The organism is Streptomyces sp. NPDC046925 (assembly GCF_040644915.1).
Classification (GTDB): domain Bacteria; phylum Actinomycetota; class Actinomycetes; order Streptomycetales; family Streptomycetaceae; genus Streptomyces.
Map to the genome: position 1 here is coordinate 1,024,231 of NZ_JBEYWZ010000002.1, position 20,575 is coordinate 1,044,805.

The following is a 20,575-nucleotide window of genomic DNA, read 5'->3' on the forward strand; positions in this document are numbered from 1 at the left end:
GATGACGCAGCAGGAACGGACGCACGAGCGGGTCAGGGAACTCCTGGACCGCTCCCACCGCCTGGGCGCGGACCCGCGCAACACGAACTACGCGGGCGGCAACGCGTCGGCCAAGGGCACGGCCCCCGACCCGGTCACCGGCGCGGACACCGACCTCATGTGGGTCAAGGGTTCCGGCGGCGACCTGGGCACCCTCACCGAGGAGGGCCTCGCGGTCCTGCGCCTGGACCGCCTCCACGCACTCAAGGAGGTGTATGCGGGCCCCGACCGCGAGGACGAGATGGTCGGCGCCTTCGACTACTGCCTGCACGGCAAGGGCGGTGCGGCCCCCTCCATCGACACCGCGATGCACGCCCTGGTGGACGCGCCGCACGTGGACCATCTGCACCCGGACTCGGGCATCGCCCTGGCCTGCGCCGCGGACGGCGAGAAGCTGACGGCCGAGTGCTTCGGCTCCACGGTGGTCTGGGTGCCGTGGCGCCGCCCCGGCTTCCAACTGGGCCTGGACATCGCCGCGGTGAAGGAGGCGAACCCCGACGCCATCGGCTGCGTCCTGGGCGGTCACGGCATCACGGCCTGGGGCGCCACGGCCGAGGAGTGCGAGCGCAACTCCCTGCACATCATCCGCACGGCGGAGACATTCCTCGCCGAGCGCGGCAAGCCCGCCCCGTTCGGCCCGGCCCTGGACGCGTACGCTCCGCTCGCCACCGCGGAACGCCGCCGGCGGGCGGCCGAACTGGCCCCGCACATCCGCTCGCTGGCCTCGCAGGACCGCCCCCAGATCGGCCACTTCACCGACACGGACACCGTCCTGGACTTCCTGGCTGCCGCGGAACACCCGCGTCTGGCGGCCCTGGGCACCTCCTGTCCCGACCACTTCCTGCGCACGAAGATCAGGCCGCTGGTCCTCGACCTGCCGCCCACCGCGCCGCTCGAAGAGACCGTCACCCGCCTCAAGGAGCTGCACACCGCCTACCGACAGGAGTACGCGGCCTACTACACCCGTCACGCCGACCCGTCCTCCCCCGCGATGCGCGGCGCGGACCCGGCGATCGTCCTCGTCCCCGGCGTGGGAATGTTCTCCTTCGGCAAGGACAAGCAGACGGCACGCGTGGCGGGCGAGTTCTATGTGAACGCCATCAACGTCATGCGCGGCGCGGAGGCCGTCTCGACGTACGCCCCCATCGACGAGTCGGAGAAGTTCCGCATCGAGTACTGGCCGCTGGAGGAGGCCAAGCTCCGGCGGCTGCCCAAGCCGAAGCCACTGGCGACCCGCGTCGCTCTGGTGACCGGCGCGGGCAGCGGCATCGGCAAGGCGATCGCGCACCGCCTGGTGGCGGAGGGCGCCTGCGTCGCGGTGGCCGACCTCGACGCCGAGAACGCCGCGGCGGTGGCGGAGGAGCTGGGCGGCCCCGACAAGGCCGTGGCCATCTCCGTGGACGTCACGTCCGAGGAGCAGATCACCGGTGCCTTCGAGGCGGCTGTCCTCGCCTTCGGCGGAGTAGACCTGGTGGTGAACAACGCCGGGATCTCCATCTCCAAGCCGCTGCTCGACACGACGGCCCGCGACTGGGACCTGCAGCACGACATCATGGCCCGCGGCTCCTTCCTCGTCTCGCGCGAGGCGGCCCGCATCATGCGGGACCAGGCCCTGGGCGGCGACATCATCTACATCACGTCGAAGAACGCGGTGTTCGCGGGCCCGAACAACATCGCGTACTCCGCCACCAAGGCGGACCAGGCCCACCAGGTCCGCCTCCTGGCCGCCGAGCTGGGCGAGTTCGGCATCCGCGTGAACGGCGTCAACCCGGACGGCGTGGTCCGCGGCTCGGGGATCTTCGCGGGCGGCTGGGGCGCGCAGCGCGCGGCGACGTACGGGATCGAGGAGGAGAACCTGGGCGCGTTCTACGCCCAGCGGACCCTCCTCAAGCGCGAGGTGCTCCCCGAGCACGTGGCCAACGCGGTCTTCGCCCTGACGGCGGGCGACCTGACCCACACGACAGGCCTGCACATACCCGTCGACGCGGGCGTGGCGGCAGCGTTCCTCAGGTAACCGCAGCCCCCTCCGGTCGGCGCAGCGCACCCGACCGGAGGGACGTGCCCGGGCGACGGCCGAAAGGCCGGGCATCCGGCGGGAGGCGACGTGCCGTATGTCCGCCCGGAGCACGGCACGCGGCGCTCCGGTGCCGCAGCAACCGGGCGTGCGAACCGAGATGGCGGGAACAGACATACGGCGCGACCCCACCCCAAGATCCACGACGCGACCACCGAGCACCCGCACCGGCCCCCACCCTCGCACCCACACCAGCCCCCGCCCTCGCCCTCGCCCTTCAACCCCTGCGAGCCCCGATGCCCAACCTCAACCCCAGCACCCGCGCCAACCCCGGCACCGGGACCACCCCCCGCTCACACCACCACTTCGCCGCCATCGACCTGGGCGCCTCCAGCGGACGCGTCATGGTGGGCCGGGTGGGTCCCGACACCCTCGACCTCCAGGAAGCCCACCGCTTCCCCAACCGCCCGGTCCGCACGGCAGGCACCCTGCACTGGGACATCCTTTCCCTCTACGCCGGGATCATCGACGGCCTGCGCGCCGCAGCCTCCGCCCCCCTCACCTCCATCGGCATCGACGGCTGGGCAGTGGACTACGGCCTCCTGGACGCCGACGGCAACCTCCTGGGCAACCCGGTGCACTACCGGGACCCCCGTACCGAGGGCATCGCGGCCAAGGCGTGGACGACGCTCCCGGCCACCGAGCTCTACGCCACGACAGGAGTCCAGTACGCCCCCTTCAACACCCTGTACCAGCTCCTGGCCGCCCATGAGACGGCTCAACTCAGCGCGGCCAAGCACCTCTTGCTCGTTCCCGACCTCCTGACGTACTGGCTCACGGGCGAACTGGGCACAGAGCTGACCAACGCCTCCACCACGCAGCTCATGGACCCCGGCACGGGAGGCTGGTCCAGGGAAGTGGCCTCGCGCCTCGGCATCGACCTCGGCCTGTTCCCTCCCCTGCGGCAGCCGGGCGACCCCGCGGGCCTTCTGCTCCCGCAGATCCTGGACGACACCGGTCTGTCCTCCCCCACCCCCGTGACGACGGTCGCCTCGCACGACACCGCGTCGGCGGTCGCCGCGGTCCCCGCCACGACGGAGAACTTCGCCTACATCTGCACCGGCACCTGGTCCCTGGCGGGCCTGGAGCTGACCGCTCCCGTCCGCACGGAAGCGAGCCGCGAGGCCAACTTCACCAACGAACTGGGCATCGACGGCACGGTCCGCTACCTCCGCAACATCATGGGCCTGTGGCTGCTCCAGGAGTGCCTGCGCACCTGGGCCACCGACCCCGCCGCCGGGACCGACGACGGCACCGGGACCGGCGCCCCCGACCTGGACGCGCTGCTCCGCGAGGCCGCCGCCGTCCCCGCACTGCGCTCGCTGGTCGACGCCGCGGACCCCGCCTTCCTGGCCCCCGGCGACATGCCGGAGCGGATAGCCCGGGCCTGCGCGGCCACCGGCCAGCCCGTTCCCGGCACCCCCGCCGAGACGACGCGCTGCATCCTCGACTCGCTGGCACTGGCCCACCGCCGGGCCATCGAGGACGCCCGGCGCCTCGCGGACCGGGCCGTGGACGTCGTCCATATAGTCGGCGGCGGCGCCCGCAACGCGCTGCTGTGCCAACTGACCGCGGACGCCTGCGGGCTGCCGGTCGTCGCGGGCCCCGCGGAAGCGGCCGCCCTGGGCAACGTGCTCGTACAGGCGCGGGCGCAAGGCCTCATGCAGGACCGCCATGAGATGCGCGCCCTGCTGGCCCGCACCCAGCGGCTGACCCGCTATGAGCCGACCGGCGATCCGGCACGCCGGGCCGCGTGGGACGAGGCCGCGCGCCGCGTCCCCTCATGACGTCCCCGGATGACGCGTCCCCGCATGACGCGTCCCGGCACCATGACTCCCGTAGAGCGCCCTGAGCGCATACGCTGCACCCATCCGATGATCGACGAGGAGGAACCCGCGATGCGTGTCGCTCTGTTCCTGACCTGTGTCAACGACACGCTCTATCCCGACACGGGCCGCGCGGTGGTGAAACTGCTGACCAGACTGGGGGTTGAGGTCGACTTCCCGATGGCGCAGACCTGCTGCGGACAGGCGCACTACAACACGGGTTACCGCCATCAGACAGAGCCGCTCGCCCGTCACTTCTCCGATGTATTCGGGTCGGACGAGTACGACGCGATCGTGACGCCCTCCGGCTCGTGCGGCGCGATGGTCCGCGAGCTGTATCCGCGCATGGGCGAACGCGCCCGCTCCGAGGGCCGCGGCGACGGCCTCGCGACCACGCTGGCACCAGTGATCCCCAAGACGTACGAACTCACCGAGTTCCTGGTGGACGTCCTCGGTGTGACCGACGTCGGGGCGTACTACCCGCACACGGTGACGTACCACCCGACCTGTCACGGACTGCGCAGTCTCGGCCTGGGCGACCGCCCCACGCGGCTGCTTCAAGCGGTCAAGGGCCTCGAACTGCGCGAGCTGCCGGGCGCGGCCGAATGCTGCGGCTTCGGCGGCACCTTCGCGATGAAGAACTCCGATGTCTCCTCGGCGATGGGCACGGACAAAGTGCGCAACGCCGAGTCGACGGGCGCCGACACCCTGTGCGCCGCGGACAACTCCTGCCTGATGCACATCGGGGGCACGATGACCCGCCTCAGGAGCGGGGTACGCCCGGTCCACATCGCGGAGATCCTGGCGAGCACGGAAGAGGAGACACTGTCTTGAGCGGCACGAGCGGCATGAGCGGCACATTCGTCGGGATGCCGGCCTTCCCCGAGGCCGCGCACGAAGCCGTACGCAACACCACCCTGCGCGCCAACCTGAAGCACGCCACGCACACCATCCGCGACAAACGGGCCCGCGCCGTCGCCGAACTGGACGACTGGGACCGGCTGCGCGAGGCGGGCAAGCAGATCAAGGACCGCACACTGCACGGCCTGGAGCGCTATCTGGTCCAGCTGGAGGAGTCGGTCACGGCGGCGGGCGGCACCGTGCACTGGGCGGCGGACGCCGACGAGGCGAACCGCATCGTGACCGCGCTGGTCAAGGAGACCGGCGAGAGCGAGGTGGTCAAGGTCAAGTCGATGGCCACGCAGGAGATCGGTCTCAACGAAGCGCTTGAGGCCGAGGGCATCCACGCCTACGAGACCGACCTCGCCGAACTCATCGTGCAACTCGGCAAGGACCGCCCCTCGCACATCCTCGTCCCCGCCATCCACCGCAACCGCGGCGAGATCCGCGACATCTTCGCCAAGGAGATGGGCAGTTGGGGCCGCCCGGCCCCCGAAGGCCTGACCGACACCCCCGCCGAACTCGCCGAGGCCGCCCGCCTGCACCTGCGGGAGAAGTTCCTGCGCGCCAAGGTCGGCATCTCCGGCGCGAACTTCATGGTCGCCGAGACGGGCACCCTGGTGGTCGTCGAGTCGGAGGGCAACGGCCGCATGTGTCTCACGCTCCCCGAGACGCTCATCTCGGTCGTCGGCATCGAGAAGATCCTGCCCACCTGGCAGGACCTGGAGGTCTTCCTCCAGACGCTCCCGCGTTCCTCGACGGCCGAGCGGATGAACCCGTACACGTCGATGTGGACCGGCACCACGCAGGAGGACGGCCCGAGCACCTTCCACCTCGTGCTCCTGGACAACGGCCGCACCGACACCCTCGCCGACGAAGTGGGCCGCCAGGCACTGCGCTGCATCCGCTGCTCGGCCTGCCTCAACGTATGCCCGGTGTACGAACGCGCCGGGGGCCACGCCTACGGCTCGGTCTACCCCGGCCCCATCGGCGCGATCCTCAGCCCCCAACTCCGCGGCACGCAGAGCGAGATCGACGCGTCGCTCCCCTATGCCTCGTCCCTCTGCGGCGCCTGCTACGAGGTGTGCCCGGTGGCCATCGACATCCCCGAAGTCCTCGTCCACCTGAGGGAACGAGTCGTGCAGGGCGGCGAAGTGACGCGGCACGGCACGAAGGTGACGCTGCGGCCCGCTAAGGGGCACGCGGCGGAGCGGGCGGCGATGCGCACCGCGGGCTGGGCGTTCGGCCGGCCGGGGGCGCTGCGCGCCGCGCAGCGCCTTGCGTCGGGGACCCGGCGCCTGCATCCGCGTACGCTTCCCGGCCCCGGCCGGGCGTGGAGCGCGACGCGTGACCTGCCGAAGGTACCGGCGGAGCCGTTCCGCGACTGGTGGCGGCGTACGAACGGCGGCCAGAGCGAGAAGGGCGGCAAGAAGTGAGCAGCAGGGACCTGATCCTGGGCCGCGTCCGACGGGCGCTCGCCGACATCCCGGACGACAAAGAGAGGGACGCCCACGCCCGGGACGTCCCCCGCGACTACCTGCGCGAGCACGGCGACCGCACCACGGAACAGACTGTCGATCTGCTCGCGGAGAACCTCGCCGACTACCGCGCGCTCGTGCACCGCTGCACGGACGAGGAGCTGCCCGCACTGCTCGGGCGGCTGCTCGCGGCGCGCGACGCGCGGACCCTGCTCGTGCCGCCCGGCCTGCCGCCGCACTGGCTCGACGCCGCCGAAACGAGCCGTGTCGAGGACCGTACGGCGAGCACCCCGCACGAGCTCGACGAGGTCGACAGCGTCGTGACCGGCTGCGCGGTCGCCGTGGCCGAGACCGGCACGATCGTCCTGGACGGCGGCCCGGACCAGGGCCGCCGGCGGATCACGCTCGTCCCCGATCACCACATCTGTGTCGTACGGGTCCCGGACCAGGTCGTCTCCTCCGTCCCGCAGGCACTCGAACGGCTCGATCCCCGCCGTCCGCTGACCTGGATCTCGGGACCGTCCGCGACCAGCGACATCGAACTGGACCGGGTGGAGGGCGTGCACGGCCCGCGCACCCTGGAGGTGGTGCTGGTGAGCGGAGTGTGAGGGGCGCGGTTAGCGTGAGTGCATGATCCGGTTCGAGCAGGTCAGCAAGCGCTACCCGGACGGCACGATGGCCGTGGACGAGCTGTCCTTCGAGGTCGGCGAGGGCGAACTGGTCACGCTCGTGGGACCGTCCGGATGCGGCAAGACGACCACGATGATGATGGTGAACCGCCTCATCGAGCCGACCGCGGGCCGCATCTTCGTCAACGGCGAGAACATCGCGGACGTCGACCCGGTCCGTCTGCGCCGCCGTATCGGCTATGTCATCCAGCAGGTGGGGCTCTTCCCGCACCGGACGGTCCTCGACAACACGGCGACCGTCCCCGCCCTGGTCGGCTGGAAGAAGGCGAAGGCGCGGGCGCGGGCGGCCGAGCTGCTCGACCTGGTGGGTCTGGACCCCAAGCTGTACGGCTCCCGCTATCCCGAGCAGCTGTCCGGCGGTCAGCGCCAGCGCGTCGGCGTGGCGCGGGCCCTGGCCGCCGATCCGCCCGTCCTGCTGATGGACGAGCCGTTCGGGGCGGTCGACCCGGTGGTGCGCGAGCAGTTGCAGGACGAGTTCCTGCGGATGCAGGCGGCGGTCCGCAAGACGGTTCTCCTGGTCACGCACGACATCGAGGAGGCGGTCAGGCTCGGTGACCGGATCGCGGTGTACGGGCAGGGGCGCATCGAGCAGTTCGACACGCCCGGGGCGGTGCTCGGCACTCCGGCGACGCCGTACGTCGCCGAGTTCGTGGGCGCCGACCGGGGTCTCAAGCGCCTCTCGGTCACCGAGATCCTCCCCGACGACCTGGAGCAGCCGTCGGTGGTCCGCCTCGACGAGTCCGCCGCGCACGCGGCGGCCCGGCTGCGCGAGGAGGACGCCCGCTGGGGCGTCGTCCTGGACGCGGACGGCGATCTGCACGGCTGGGTGGGCATCGACGAGGTGAGTCTGGCCGGGGAGGGCGGCAAGGTGGGCGATCTGGCCCACCGTATGCGGGCCTGGGTTCCCGTGGGGGCCCCGCTCAAGCAGGCGTTCGGCGTGATGCTCCAGCACGACGCGGGCTGGGTCGCGGTCCTGGACGGGGCGCGTTTCCTCGGCGTGCTGACCCCGGCGAAGCTGCACGAGGCGCTGCGCCGCTCGGTGGACGCGGACGCGCAGGGCGTGGCCCGCGACGAGGTGGAGTTCGACTCCGTCGCCGACGCGTAGACCTGCCGGTCGTGGGCTAGAGCAGCCCCTTCTCCTCCAGATAGGCGCGCGCGACGTCCTGCGGCAGCCGCCGCCAGCTGTCCACCTGTTCGTTCATGGAGGCCAGGTCCGCGGTCGTCAGGACGGAGTTGAGGCGGCCGAGTGCGTTCGCGACGCCCTTGCTGCCCGCGCGGGAGCGGTTGACGACCGGGACGATGTAGTCGGCGTTCTGGAGCTTCTTGTCGTCCTTCAGGAGGACCAGGCCGAAGTCGTCGAGCGTCGCGTCCGTCGACGTCGTCAGGACCATCTGGTCCTGCCCGCTCTGCACGGCCTTCTTGGCCTGGGTGGTACCCACGCCCTTGGGGTCGACGGAGGTGATGTCGATGCCGTAGACCTTCTTCAGGCCGGGTTCGCAGTAGGGACGCTGTACGCATTCGTCGCCCGCGGCGAGGCGTACCTTCTGGCCGGACTTGCCGAGGTCGCTCAGGGTCTTCAGACGGTGCTGCTCGGCGTAGGACGCGGTGACGGCGAACGCGTTCTGGTCGACGGCCTTGCCCGGATCGAGGACGGTGAGGCCGCGCGGAGCGGCGAGGGCGCGCAGGGCCTTCATCGTGGCGTCCAGGTCGGGCGAGCCGACCGGCTTCGCGTCCGCGCCGTTCTTCTTGGCGTTCAGCCAGTCCGCGAACGTCGCCGCGTACTCGGGGACGACGTCGATCTGACCGGACTCCAGGGCGGGTTCGTACAGCTCGCGGTTGGCCACGGAGAGGATCTCGGACTCGTATCCGGCCTTGTTCAGGAGCAGGGAGTACATCTGGGCCAGCAGGTCGCTCTCGGTGAAGCCCGCCGAGCCGACGACCAGGTGATGGCTGTCGCCGGGCGGCGCGGTGACCTCGCCCTGTGTCTCCAGGGAAGGACCGGACGCGCATCCCGAAAGGAGCACCGTCCCGGCCGCGAGCGTCGCGCCCCATCGCGTGCGCCGTTTCATCCGGCCCGTCCTCTCCCCCGCGCCCGCCCCGGGGCGAGCCGTTCGCCGATCTCGAAGATCCCCTCGACGACCAGCGCGAACACGGCGACCAGGACGGCGCCCGCCACCACCTGCGGGGTGCTCGCGAGGTTGAACCCGGCCGTGATGATCCGGCCGAGACCGCCGCCGCCGGCGAGCGCCGCGATCGTCGCGGTGGCCACGAGCTGGACGGCGGCGATCCGCACCCCGCTGAGGACCAGCGGCATCGCGAGCGGCAGTTCGACCCGCCACAGCATCTGCCGCCCCGTCATTCCCATGCCGCGCGCGGCCTGTACGACGCTGCGGTCGACGCCGCGCATCCCGACGTAGGCGTTGGTGAGCAGCGGCGGCACGGCGAACAGGACGAGCGCGACGACGGTGGGGCCCTCGCCCCACTGTCCGATGGGCGTCAGGAGCAGCAGGACCAGGACGGCGAAGGTCGGCACCGCGCGTCCGACGTTGGAGATGTTGACGGCCAGGGCCCCGCCCTTGCCGAGGTGGCCGAGGACGAGCGCGACCGGCAGCGCGATCAGACAGCTCAGGACCAGGCAGACCACGGTCAGGACGAGGTGCTGGGTGAGGCGGTGCCAGATGCCGTCGTCGCCCGCCCAGTGCGCCGCGTCGGTGAGCCACTTCCAGGCATCGCTGAGGGTGTTCATGAGCGGACCGCCCTCGTCCACGGGGTGAGGATCCGCTGGACGCCCAGGAGCAGCAGATCGGCGAGTACGGCGATGACGACACACAGCACGGACGCGGTCAGGACCTGCGCCTTGAAGTAGGTGTTCATGCCCGTGTAGATGAGGTTGCCGAGCCCGCCGAAGCCGACGATCGCGCCGACGGTGACGAGGGAGACCGCGGAGACGGTGGCGATGCGCAGGCCCGCCATCGCGGCGGGCAGCGCAAGGGGCAGTTCGACGGTGAGCAGCAGACGGATCGGACCGTAGCCCATGCCGCGTGCGGCCTGCCGGGTGTCCTCGGGGACGGCGCGCAGACCGGCCAGGATGTTGCGGACGAGCAGCGTCAGTGAGTACAGGACGAGTCCGGCGACCACGAGGGACGCGGAGAGGCCGTAGAGGGGCAGCAGCAGCGAGAACATCGCGAGCGAGGGGATCGTGTAGAGGATGGTGGTCAGCGCCAGGACGGGACCGGCCGCGAGGGCCCAGCGGCGGGCGACGACGGCCAGCGGGACGGCGATGACGAGCGCGATGAGGACGGAGACGGCGGTCAGCTCCAGATGCTGGAGGACCGCGTCGAGGATGATCTGGCGGCGCGTGCTCAGATAGTCGCCGCAGATCCACTCGTTGCGCGCGAGGCAGTCGTCCGGGGGCGCGGTCACCTCTCCATTCCAGCGGTGGGAGCGGTGTTCGGCGCGTTCTGGTGACCCGTACGGGCGCCTCTCCCGGCCTGCCGGGCGGATCCTCACGTGGCAGCATGGCCCGCAGGGGGCAACCGGATCACGTGATGGGAGCGATCTCGATGTCGAACCCGCAGCAGCCCGCACAGCGCCGCAGCGACAAGGGCGCGGCGACCCCCCAGGACAGCGCCGAGCTCAAGGCCCGCCAGCCGGGCAAGTCACGCGGGGCCGGGGGCCACGAGCACGGCACGGACAAGGGCAGCAAGGGCGGCGGCCCCGGCGGCGGGACCCCGCCCGAGGAGCGCCCGGACCACCCCTGAGCGCCCGTCCCGCCGCCGGTCCTCCTACTCCCCCGCCCCCAGGCCCGTGCGCAGGCGTGCGAGGGTGCGCGACAGCAGCCGCGACACATGCATCTGCGAGATGCCCAGCTCGGCGCCGATCTCGGCCTGCGTCATCTCCTGGCCGAAGCGCATCTCGATGATGCGGCGCTCGCGCTCGTCGAGCTCCGCCAGGAGCGGGGCCAGGTCGTGGAGGTGCTCGAAGACCTCGATGGCGGGGTCCGGGGCGCCCATGGCATCGGCGAGCGAGCGGCCGCTCCTGTACGTGTCGCCCGGGTCGCCGGGTCCGTGCGGAGCGTCCAGTGAGCCTGCCGCGTAGCCGTTGGCGGCGACGATCGCCTCGAGGACCTGCTCCTCGGCCACGTCCAGGTCGGCCGCGAGTTCCTTGACCGTGGGTTCGCGGCCGTGGACACAGGACAGCCGCTCCTGTGCCTTGAGCAGGTCGGTGCGCAGTTCCTGGAGTCTGCGCGGGACGTGCACGGCCCAGCTGGTGTCACGGAAGTGGCGTTTGATCTCCCCGAGGATGCAGGGGACGGCGAACGAGACGAACTTGTGCCCCCGGTCCACGTCGAACCGGTCGATCGCCTTGATGAGGCCGATGGTCCCGACCTGGACGAGGTCCTCCAGCTGGCCGTTGCCGCGATTGCGGAAGCGGCCCGCGACGTAGTGCACCAGGGAGAGGTTCATCTCGATCAGGGTGTCGCGTGTGTAGGTGTGGTCGGGCGAGCCGCGCTCCAGCGTGCGGAGCCGTTCGAAGAAGAGTTTCGACAGCTCCCGCGCGTCCTGCGGCGCGACCTCGTCGGCCTCCTCGATCCACGGCAGTCCGACGGCCTCGCCCCGCGAGCGCTCGCCGGGCTGAGCCGGCACGGTCGGCGCTGTCGCGGTCTGCGCTGTCGGCACGGTCGGCAGCCCTATGGGATCGGCCCTGTGGTCCGCGCTCTCCCTCGCGCTCGCCATGGAACTGAACATCGTCTGATCGTCCTCCTCGCTCTCTGCCGGCTCGCTCTCTGCCGGCTCGCTCACTGCCGGCTCGCTCTCTGCCGGCTCCCTCTCCACCGGCACCCGGGTTCGCCCGGCTCACTCCGCCACGACCGTGAAGGGAACGCCTTCGCGATCCGCGAGGACGGCCTCCCTTCGGCCGCCGGTCCCCCGTGGTGGTGTGATGACGCGTCCGCCCTCGGCCAGTGCGCTGCCGGCCGCCGCGTCGACGTCCGTCACACGGAAACTCGTGTGCCAGCGGTGCTGACCCTCGAAGCCCGGCACCGCTGCGCCGCCGAGCGTGGCGACCGGGCGGGATCCCGCGCACGCCCCCTCGCGCACCACGATCTGCCCCCGGGAGTACTCCACCTGGCAGCTGTCGGCGGACTCGCCCGCCCAGCCGAGCACGCCGCCGTAGAAGAGGGCCGCCGCGAAGACGTCCCCCGTGTGCAGTTCGATCCGCGCCACGGGACCGTCGCCGACCGTCCAGCGGCGGTCGGGGGCCTGGTGCCGCAGACCGAACACCTCCTCGTGGGGTCCCGCCGCCACGGCGACGCGTCCGGCCCGCGTGGTCAGCGGGCCGACCGCGACGGTGGCGCCGCGGTCGCGGAGGCGTCCCACCGCGCCGTCCAGGTCGTCGACGGCGAAGTGCGGCATCCATCCCGCGTGGACGCCGGGGTCGCAGGAGGTCTCGCTGATGGCCCCCACCGGTGCGCCGGCCCGCAGGACCAGGGAGCGCGTCCTGCCCGCGGGCCCGAGCAGCGGCACACGGCACCAGCCGAGGACCTGTCCGTAGAACTCCTCGGCGGCCCGCGCGTCACGTGCGGCGTAGCTCAGCCAGCAGGGGGCACCGCGCGTCGTCCCCGAGGCGCGCGGGGCGGGAATTGTGGTCGTTCCGATGTCCGTCGTCACGGCGTGCTCTCCTCACCCGAGTTTCTGCGGTCCCGCCAGTGGTTCCGCAGACAAAGGCCCCTGATACGGGACCTTCCGCTCTCGTCGGAGGGACCAAAGTCACCAGAACTTCGCATAAGGAAAAAATAAGAGCAGAATGGATGTGCGCGACATCCCGCCGCGCGGCCTGATCGGGCCTGCACGAAGTAGAGGAGTCGAGTCTCATGGCCGACGTCTCACACAGGGGAGACATTGCCGCTCACCCTGACGTATCCGAAATGCGGGATCGGCATGCCCGCGTACTCCGTGGCCAGAGCGTGGCGATGGTGGACGGGCCCGTGTTTCTCACGGGCCTCTTCTGCGCCGTCTCCGCCTGGGTGGTCCACTTCACCGCCAGCCAGCCCGCGCTCGCGACGCACAACCTCATCATGGGCATCGCGATCGGCCTGCTGGGTCTCGGATTCACCGTCGCACCGGCCAGGATGCTCGGCCTGAGCTGGGCCATGTGCGCGATGGGCGTGTGGATGATCGTGTCGCCGTGGATCGTCGGCAGCAGCCCCGACATGGGCGTCATCCTGACCAACGTCATCATCGGCGCCCTCACCCTCCTGCTCGGCCTCATGTGTACCGGCGCGGCGGCGAAGGAAGGCCGCAGGACGAACCCGGCCTGAGCCCGGCCCGGGACAGAAAGGCGGAGCCGGAAAACGGCGGCGACTCCCGGATCCGCGGAGAACCGGGAGTCGCCGTCAGTCATGCGGACACGTCAGCCGTACGGACATCTCAGTCGTGCGGACACGTCAGCCGTACGAACGCGTCAGGCGGCGCGCCTCACGCCGCTCCGGTGCCCGCGGATGATGTCGGCATAGCGCCGGCCGCTGCCCTTGACGGTGCGGACCTGCGTCTCGTAGTCGACGTGCACCAGGCCGAACCGCTTGTCGTAGCCGTAGGCCCACTCGAAGTTGTCGAGCAGCGACCACGCGTAGTACCCGGCGAGGGGTGCCCCCTTGCGCGCGGCGCTCGCGCAGGCGGCGAGATGGCGGACCAGGTAATCGGTGCGCTCCGGGTCGTCGATCGTTCCGTCGGGGCGTACGACGTCGGGGTAGGACGACCCGTTCTCGGTGACGTACAGCTTGCGCGCGCCGTACTCGTTCGTCAGGCGCAGCAGGAGCGTCTCGATGCCGCTCGCGTCGATCTCCCAGTCCATGCCGGTGCGGGGCACGCCCTCGCGGCGTACCTGGTGGGCGTAGGGCGCGGGGCCCGCGGGGTCGTCGGAGACCACGGCCGGGAAGTAGTAGTTCAGGCCCAGCCAGTCCAGCGGCTGCGCGATGGTCTCCAAGTCGCCTGCCCGCTCGGGGAGTTCGACTCCGTAGACCTCCCGCATGTCGGCGGGGAAGCCGCGGCCGTGGACCGGGTCGAGCCACCAGCGGTTGGTGTGCCCGTCCACGCGGCGGGCGGCGGCGACATCCTCGGGGCGGTCGCTCGCGGGCTCGACCGTGGAGAGGTTGTTGACGATGCCGATCTGCGCGCCGGGGGCCGCGGCGCGGATCGCCTGCGTGGCGAGACCGTGGCCGAGCAGCAGGTGGTACGAGGCGCGCACGGCGGCGGTCAGATCGGTCAGGCCCGGCGCCATCCGGCCTTCGAGGTGGCCGATCCAGGCCGAGCAGAGGGGTTCGTTGAGCGTGGCCCACTGGGTGACGCGGTCGCCGAAGCGTTCGGCGGCGATGGCGGCGTACGCGGCGAAGTGCTCGGCCGTCTCGCGTGCGGGCCAGCCGCCGCGGTCCTGGAGGACCTGCGGCAGATCCCAGTGGTAGAGGGTCACCGACGGCGTGATGCCCGCTTCGAGGAGCGCGTCGATCAACTGGTCGTAGAAGTCCAGGCCCTTGGGGTTGGCGGGCCCGTCGCCGCCGGGCACGATGCGCGGCCAGGCGAGGGACAACCGGTAGGCGTCGGTGCCCAGTTGCTTCATCAGCGCGATGTCCTCGCGCCAGCGGTGGTAGTGGTCGCAGGCCACGTCACCGTGATCGTCGTTGTCGATCTTTCCGGGGGTGTGCGAGAAGGTGTCCCAGATGGAGGGGGAACGGCCGTCCTCGGTGACGGCCCCCTCGATCTGGTACGCCGATGTGGCCGTGCCCCACGCGAAGTCGTGCGGAAGTGCGGCAAGGTCGATGAGCTCGGACACAGACGTCCTCTCAGACGTGACGGGATCAGGTGTAGCGGATTCGGGCGTAACGGGTTCTGGCGTAACGGGTTCTGGCGTAACGGGTTCTGGCCTAACGGGATGGGTCACTTGACGGCTCCGGCGGTGAGGCCGGCGACCAGATACCGCTGGAGCAGCAGGAAGCCCGCCACCACGGGAATGCTCACGACCAGCGACGCGGCCATGATCTGGTTCCAGTAGACGTCGTTCTGGGTGGAGTAGCCCTGCAGGCCGATGGCGAGGGTGCGGGTGGCCTCGTTCGTCATGACGGAGGCGAAGAGCACTTCTCCCCATGCGGTCATGAACGCGTAGACGGCGACCGCGACGATGCCGGGGATCGCGGCCGGCACGACGACGCGGAAGAGCGCGCCGATCGGACCGCAGCCGTCGACGAGCGCCGCCTCGTCGAGATCGCGCGGCACCGAGTCGAAGTACCCGATCAGCATCCAGATCGAGAAGGGCAGCGAGAAGGTCAGATACGTGAGGATGAGCCCGCCCCGCGAGCCGAACAGGGCGATCCCCGTGGCGTTGCCGATGTTGACGTACATCAGGAACAGCGGCAGCAGGAACAGGATGCCGGGGAACATCTGGGTGGACAGGACGGTCACCGTGAAAACGCGCTTGCCGCGGAACTGGTAGCGGCTGACGGCATAGGCGGCGAAGACGGCGATCACCACCGAGCAGACGGTGGCCGCACCCGCCACGATCAGCGAGTTCACGAAGTACTTCGCCAGCGGGACGGTCTCCCAGATGTCGATGTACGGGCGGATCGTGAGTCCGCTCGGCATCCAGCGGAACTCGCCCGACACGTCCTGGAGGGGCTTGAGCGAGCTGGAGACCATCACGAACACGGGAAGGAGCACGAATCCCGTGAGCAGCGTCAGGAAGATCCGCCGCGACCAGAGGAACGAGCGGGGTGCCGCCATCGGCGACCGGGGCTTCGCGGCCCCGCGGGGCCGCGCGGCCAGGCGGACGCTAGACATGGGCGGACTTCCTCTCGCGCGAAGTGATCCACAGGTAGACGCCCGTCACCGCGAGCAGGAACAGGAGCAGCAGTACGGACATGGCGGATCCCGTGCCGAAGTTCCAGGTGACGAACGAGGACTGGTAGATGTGGATCGAGATCAGGTCCGCGGCCTCGGGCGCCGACCTGCCGAACAGGACGTACGGCGTGTTGAAGTCGTTGAACGTCCACAGGAACAGGACGAGCACGAGGACCTGGTTGACGGAGCGCAGGGACGGCAGCGTGATGCGGCGGATCTGCTGCCACATGCCGGCGCCGTCGAGCGCCGCCGCCTCGTACATCTCCCTGGGGATGTTCTGCAGCCCGGCCATCATGATGAGGAAGGCGAAGGGCCAGCCCTTCCACACCGACACGGTGAGCAGCGCGAAGAAGCTGTTGTCGCCGATGAGCCAGAACGGCGCGCTGTCGGTGAGGCCCAGCTGGTCGTGGATGACGTGGTTGATGAGGCCGTTGTCCCGCTGGAACATGAAGCCCCAGGTGATCACCGCGGCGTACACGGGCAGGGCGTACGGGACGAGGAAGAGCGCCCGCAGAAAGCCCCGCCCCTTGAACGTCTCCTGGAGGTAGATGGCTGCGGTCGTCCCGATCAGCCAGCACAGCCCCACCGAGAGCAGCGTGAAGGCGCAGGTGACGAGGAACGAGTGCAGCAGCGCCTCGCCCACCGGTGCGTCGAAGTCCACCGACACCTTGTAGTTGTCCAGGCCCGACCAGGGCGCGGCGCCCCAGTCGCGGATGAAGAACTGGGTGAGCTCCTTGAAGCTCATCATGATGCCGATGACGATCGGCAGCAGGTGGACGAGGAGTTCGAGCAGGAGGGCGGGGAGCAGCAGCAGATACGGCAGACCGATGCGGCGCAGCCTGCCGGGGCGGCGCAGCCGCGGGCCCCGCCCCGTCTCCGGGGCGGTCGCGGGCGGCTCCTTGCCTCCCTGCACGAGGGTCGTGGGGGTCCCAGTGGCCCCGGTAGTCCCAGTAGTCACAGTCGTGTCGCTCACTGCTTGGACATCTGCTGCTGAGCCTTGACCAGCTCGGCCTTCACGGACGCGGTGGTGACCTCACGGCCGTCCGCGGCGCTCGCGAAGAGGTTCTTGACGGCGGTGCCGACCGCGGTCTCGAACTGCGACTCGTTGGCCACCTGCGGCAGCGGGGCCGCGCTCTTGGCGAGGGTGTCGCGCAGGACCTTCAGCTCGGGACGGTCGAAGGCGGCGTCCTCCTGGGCCGCCTTGACGGGCGGCACGGAACCGTAGGACTTGCAGAGGATCTTCTGCTCCGCGTCGCTGGTCATGAACTTCACGAACTTCAGCGAGCCGTCGATGTTCTTGGTGTTCTTGAAGACGGCCATGTTGATGCCGGCGACCATCGAGTTGGTGGCCTTGCCCTGACCCGGGGCGCCGGACTGGACCGGTACGGGGGCCACGCCCCAGTCGTCCTCGCTCATGCCCTGCGACTTGAAGGTTGTGGCCGCGGCCTGCCACAGCACCATCGCCGTCTTGCCCTTGGAGAAGTCGCTCAGGGACTGGTTCTGCGCGTACTCGGCGTTGCCCGGCGCGATGATCTTGTCTTTCGCCATCATGTCGACGTACTGCTTCACCGCGGCGACCGCGCCGGAGGAGGTGAAGTCGGGCTTGCCGTCCTCGGTGAAGAAGTCCGCGCCGTGCTGCTTGCCGAGGGCGAAGACCTGGTGGATGTTGTTGGAGAGGTTCGCGCCCTCCGCGCCCAGGGCCCACTTGCCGCCCTTGGAGATCTTCTTGCCGTCCTCGACCATCTCGTCCCAGGTGGCGGGCGCCTTGTCGATGCCGGCCTCCTCGAACATCTTTTTGTTGTAGTAGAGGGCGTAGGCCATGGAGTACAGCGGGACGGCGGCCGGGTCCTTGTCCGGCGCCCCCGCCGAGCCGAGCGCGGACTCCACGAAGCGGTCCTTGCCGCCGATCTTGGCGAAGTTCTTCTCGTCCCAGGGCAGCAGCGCCCCGCTGGCCTGCAGCGACGCGCTCCAGGTGTTGCCGATGTTCAGGACGTCGGGGCCCTGTCCCGACGTCGTCGCGGTCAGGATCCGGTTGAGCAGCTCCGACCACGGGATGACTTCGAGCTTGACCTTGATGCCCGTCTGCCTCTCGAACTTGGCGAGTTCGGGCTTGAGGATCTTCTTGTCCGCCTCGATGTTGGGGCCTTGGTTCGACGCCCAGTAGGTCAGCGTCTTCGGCGAGTCGTTGGACCCCTCGCCGCTCGTCGTCGAACCGCCGCCGCAGGCGGACGCGGTGAGGGCGAGCGAGAGTGTGACGGCGCCGACGGCGGCGGCTCGGAATCTGCGCATGGCTCCAGGTGTCCCTTCCGGACGAAGGCATGGGTCGGATGGCTCAGCGCCGGCTGGAGGCAGCGCCGCGTTCAACTCTTGAATGACCTCATGACTTAATTTAGGACGTGAGTTAAACCGGCGGGGAAGATACCGTCAAGGGGTCACACAGGACCAACTTCGAGGCAGAGCAGGCCGGAAGGAACTACATGGCTGGGCAGCGCAACGGGCGTACGGTGCACGACCTGCGGCGGGAGAACCGCGCCGCCGTACTGCAGCGGCTGTACTTCGAGGGACCGATGAGCCGCTTCACGCTCGGGCCCGCCACCGGGCTGAGTTCAGGTTCCATCAGCAACGTCGTGGCGGAGCTGGTGACGGAGGGGTGGGTGGAGGAGGCGGGCAGCGTGGAGTCCGACGGCGGGCGCCCGCGGACGCTCCTGCGGGTCGCGCCGGGCCGTGGTCAGCTGATCGGCGTGGACGTCGGCGAGACCCGCGTACGCGTCGAGCTCTTCGACCTTTCGCTGTCCGAACTCGCCCGTGCGGAAAGGCCGTTGACGCACAAGGCCCATGACGTCGAGGGGATCGCTGAGCACATTCGCGACGGGATCGGCGAGGTGCTCGCCGCGGCGGGCGCGACGAACGAAAGACTCCTCGGCGTCGGGATCGGCGTGCCCGGAATCGTCGCGCACGACGGTGACATCGGTGCAGTCGTACACGGGCAAACCATCGGCTGGAACGCCGTACCGCTCGAATCACTGCTGCGGGACAGGGTCCAACTGCCCGCGGAGGTGCCGTACTTCATCGACAACGGCGCCAAGACCCTCGGCCAGGCGGAGATGTGGTTCGGTGCCGGACGCGGGACGCGCAACGCGGTGGTGGTCCTGTTCGGCTCGGGTGTCGGCGCCTGCGTCGTCACCGAGGACGTCGAGCAGGGCCGCGCCGTCGAGTGGGGGCATCTCACCGTGCGGGTGCAGGGCAGACAGTGCCGGTGCGGCGCCCTCGGCTGCCTGGAGGCGTACGCGGGGGCGGAGGCGCTGCTCGAACGGTGGCAGGAGGCGGGCGGGCGCCCGCCCGGCGGCACGGACGAGGAGAGCGCGCTCACCGCCATGCTCGACGCCGCCTATCCGGAGGCCGGCGGCGCGCCAGACCCCACGGCCCTGCTGGTCCTCGAAGAGACCGCCGAGTACCTGGGCGCGGGCCTCTCCGACCTGATCAACCTCTTCCAGCCCGAGCGCATCCTCGTCGGCGGCTGGGCCGGGCTCCAGCTCGGGCAGCGCTTCCTGACCGCGGTCAAGCGCTACATCCCCACCTACGCCCTCGCGTACCCGGCGGGCCGCGTCGCCATCGACCTGGGCCGCCTGGGCCCGGACGCGGTGACGGTGGGCGCGGCGACGCTGCCGCTCGCCGACTTCTTCGCGCGGGGCGGGCGGCGTGCCGCGCCGGTGCGCGAGGCCGAACTGCCGGGCTGGCAGACCGCGTTGCAGGGGCGGCAGCCGTCCTAGGGGCGCAGGTTCCCGGTGCGCGGGCGCTCGCCGGCAGCGGCGGCCTGGCCGAGGAGGGTCACGGCCTCCCGCGACGGTGAGCCGGGCTCGGTGACGGCCAGCACCAGCTGCTGGTCCGCCGCCTGCGGGAGACTGAGGCTCTGCTGCGTCACGGTGAGGGTGCCGACGAGGGGGTGCCGCATCTCGTAACTGGCGAAGTCGCAGGGGTGCACCCCGTGGTCGGCCCACATGGCGGCGAACTCGGGGCTCTTGACGGTGAGTTCACCGATGAGCGAGGTGAGCGGCGTGTCGTCGGGGTGGCGTCCCGCGACCATCCGCAGGTTCTCGACGACGGCCTTGGCCTTCGCCTCCCAGTCGGCGTACAGCGCACGGGTGTGGGGGTCCAGGAACAGCATCCGTGCGAGATTGGGGCGCTCGGCCGCCCGCTCGGGGCTGTCGGGGCTCAGATGCGCCGCGAACAGCGCGTGGCCAAGCCGGTTCCAGGCGAGTACGTCGGCTCGGCGGCCGCTGACCAGTGCCGGGACGCTCTCCAGGGTGCTCAGCAGGTGCAGCGTGGTGGGTCCCGGCTGCTCGGGCCGCGGTGGGTGTGCCGGTGCGCGCCTGCGGCCCGCGCCGGCGAGGTCGTGCAGGTGCCCGCGCTCCGCCTCGTCGAGGTCGAGGGCCCGGGCGACGGCGTCCAGGACCTCCGGGGACGCTCCCACCGACTGGCCCTGCTCCAGCCTCGTGTAGTACGAGGCGCTGACCCCGGCGAGCAGCGCGAGCTCCTCCCTGCGCAGGCCCGACACGCGCCGCCGGTCGCCGTAGTCCCGCAGGCCCACGTCCGCGGGACGCAGCCGGGAGCGCCGCGCGTACAGGAAGTCGCCGAGTCGGCCTCGTTCGCTCATGCCCCCAGTCTGCACCGGCCCGCCCGC

Annotated in this window: 19 protein-coding genes; 9 read left to right on the plus strand and 10 right to left on the minus strand. The window is 70.7% G+C overall.

Annotation, left to right across the window (positions count from 1 at the left end):
• Nucleotide 1 precedes the first annotated feature (1 nt).
• The 6 genes from ABZ906_RS10895 (at nt 2) to ABZ906_RS10920 (ending at nt 8,111) form a co-directional block, all read left to right on the plus strand.
• The gene (locus ABZ906_RS10895; protein WP_361381399.1) at nt 2-2,053 is read left to right on the plus strand and encodes a bifunctional aldolase/short-chain dehydrogenase; all 2,052 of its coding nucleotides are present in this window, start codon (nt 2-4) and stop codon (nt 2,051-2,053) included.
• Nucleotides 2,054-2,349: 296 nt separating this feature from the next.
• A complete protein-coding gene (locus tag ABZ906_RS10900; protein WP_361380252.1) occupies nt 2,350-3,900 on the plus strand; it encodes a rhamnulokinase family protein in 1,551 nt (516 codons plus the stop codon).
• A gap of 111 nt (nt 3,901-4,011) precedes the next feature.
• On the plus strand, nt 4,012-4,773 hold the full coding sequence (locus ABZ906_RS10905; RefSeq protein WP_361380255.1) for a (Fe-S)-binding protein: 762 nt from the start codon (nt 4,012-4,014) through the stop codon (nt 4,771-4,773).
• A gap of 14 nt (nt 4,774-4,787) precedes the next feature.
• Entirely contained in the window at nt 4,788-6,275 is a 1,488-nt protein-coding gene (locus ABZ906_RS10910; protein WP_361381402.1) for a lactate utilization protein B, read from the plus strand.
• Nucleotides 6,272-6,925 (plus strand): LUD domain-containing protein, encoded by a 654-nt coding sequence (locus ABZ906_RS10915; RefSeq protein ID WP_361380258.1) that lies wholly within the window; start codon nt 6,272-6,274, stop codon nt 6,923-6,925. The genes ABZ906_RS10910 and ABZ906_RS10915 overlap by 4 nt, the downstream gene beginning before the upstream one ends.
• 22 nt (nt 6,926-6,947) lie before the next feature.
• The gene (locus ABZ906_RS10920; protein ID WP_361182991.1) at nt 6,948-8,111 is read left to right on the plus strand and encodes a betaine/proline/choline family ABC transporter ATP-binding protein; all 1,164 of its coding nucleotides are present in this window, start codon (nt 6,948-6,950) and stop codon (nt 8,109-8,111) included.
• Nucleotides 8,112-8,127: 16 nt separating this feature from the next.
• On the opposite strand, the gene ABZ906_RS10925 is transcribed toward ABZ906_RS10920, so the two are convergent.
• The 3 genes from ABZ906_RS10925 to ABZ906_RS10935 are packed head-to-tail and all read right to left on the minus strand — an operon-like array spanning nt 8,128 to nt 10,429.
• Nucleotides 8,128-9,075 carry an ABC transporter substrate-binding protein gene (locus tag ABZ906_RS10925; protein ID WP_361380261.1) on the minus strand — a complete coding sequence of 316 codons (948 nt, stop codon included), beginning with the start codon at nt 9,073-9,075 and terminating at the stop codon, nt 8,128-8,130.
• Nucleotides 9,072-9,752: an ABC transporter permease gene (locus tag ABZ906_RS10930; RefSeq protein WP_361183534.1), complete on the minus strand. Its 681-nt coding sequence runs from the start codon at nt 9,750-9,752 to the stop codon at nt 9,072-9,074. Before ABZ906_RS10930 ends, ABZ906_RS10925 begins: the two co-directional genes overlap by 4 nt.
• Nucleotides 9,749-10,429 carry an ABC transporter permease gene (locus ABZ906_RS10935; protein WP_361182994.1) on the minus strand — a complete coding sequence of 227 codons (681 nt, stop codon included), beginning with the start codon at nt 10,427-10,429 and terminating at the stop codon, nt 9,749-9,751. Before ABZ906_RS10935 ends, ABZ906_RS10930 begins: the two co-directional genes overlap by 4 nt.
• A 140-nt stretch (nt 10,430-10,569) precedes the next feature.
• On the opposite strand from ABZ906_RS10935, the gene ABZ906_RS10940 reads away from it, so the two are divergent.
• Nucleotides 10,570-10,767: a hypothetical protein gene (locus ABZ906_RS10940; RefSeq protein WP_361182995.1), complete on the plus strand. Its 198-nt coding sequence runs from the start codon at nt 10,570-10,572 to the stop codon at nt 10,765-10,767.
• Between the two features lie 24 nt (nt 10,768-10,791).
• On the opposite strand, the gene ABZ906_RS10945 is transcribed toward ABZ906_RS10940, so the two are convergent.
• Together ABZ906_RS10945 and ABZ906_RS10950 are read right to left on the minus strand one after the other, a co-directional pair.
• Nucleotides 10,792-11,808, minus strand: a complete 1,017-nt coding sequence (locus ABZ906_RS10945) for an RNA polymerase sigma factor SigF (RefSeq protein ID WP_361380264.1) — start codon at nt 11,806-11,808, stop codon at nt 10,792-10,794.
• Nucleotides 11,809-11,862: 54 nt separating this feature from the next.
• Entirely contained in the window at nt 11,863-12,675 is an 813-nt protein-coding gene (locus tag ABZ906_RS10950; RefSeq protein ID WP_361380267.1) for a VOC family protein, read from the minus strand.
• A 203-nt stretch (nt 12,676-12,878) separates the two neighbouring features.
• Between ABZ906_RS10950 and ABZ906_RS10955 the strand changes: the two genes are divergently transcribed.
• Nucleotides 12,879-13,325 carry an SPW repeat protein gene (locus ABZ906_RS10955; RefSeq protein ID WP_361183000.1) on the plus strand — a complete coding sequence of 149 codons (447 nt, stop codon included), beginning with the start codon at nt 12,879-12,881 and terminating at the stop codon, nt 13,323-13,325.
• Nucleotides 13,326-13,468: 143 nt separating this feature from the next.
• Here the strand turns inward: ABZ906_RS10955 and ABZ906_RS10960 are convergent, their stop codons facing one another.
• The 4 genes from ABZ906_RS10960 to ABZ906_RS10975 all read right to left on the minus strand — a co-directional run bounded on the left by ABZ906_RS10960 (nt 13,469) and on the right by ABZ906_RS10975 (nt 18,183).
• On the minus strand, nt 13,469-14,833 hold the full coding sequence (locus ABZ906_RS10960) for a GH1 family beta-glucosidase (RefSeq protein ID WP_361380270.1): 1,365 nt from the start codon (nt 14,831-14,833) through the stop codon (nt 13,469-13,471).
• 104 nt (nt 14,834-14,937) lie between these two features.
• Entirely contained in the window at nt 14,938-15,834 is an 897-nt protein-coding gene (locus ABZ906_RS10965) for a carbohydrate ABC transporter permease (protein ID WP_361183003.1), read from the minus strand.
• A complete protein-coding gene (locus tag ABZ906_RS10970) occupies nt 15,827-16,807 on the minus strand; it encodes a sugar ABC transporter permease (protein WP_361183536.1) in 981 nt (326 codons plus the stop codon). Before ABZ906_RS10970 ends, ABZ906_RS10965 begins: the two co-directional genes overlap by 8 nt.
• Nucleotides 16,808-16,863: 56 nt before the next feature.
• Nucleotides 16,864-18,183 carry a sugar ABC transporter substrate-binding protein gene (locus ABZ906_RS10975; RefSeq protein WP_361380273.1) on the minus strand — a complete coding sequence of 440 codons (1,320 nt, stop codon included), beginning with the start codon at nt 18,181-18,183 and terminating at the stop codon, nt 16,864-16,866.
• A gap of 188 nt (nt 18,184-18,371) precedes the next feature.
• On the opposite strand from ABZ906_RS10975, the gene ABZ906_RS10980 reads away from it, so the two are divergent.
• Entirely contained in the window at nt 18,372-19,664 is a 1,293-nt protein-coding gene (locus ABZ906_RS10980) for an ROK family transcriptional regulator (protein ID WP_361380276.1), read from the plus strand.
• Here ABZ906_RS10980 and ABZ906_RS10985 read toward each other — a convergent pair.
• Complete coding sequence (locus ABZ906_RS10985) at nt 19,661-20,548, minus strand: helix-turn-helix transcriptional regulator (protein WP_361380279.1); 888 nt, start codon at nt 20,546-20,548, stop codon at nt 19,661-19,663. The two genes, ABZ906_RS10980 and ABZ906_RS10985, sit on opposite strands and share 4 nt — an antisense overlap.
• Between the last annotated feature and the right edge of the window lie 27 nt (nt 20,549-20,575).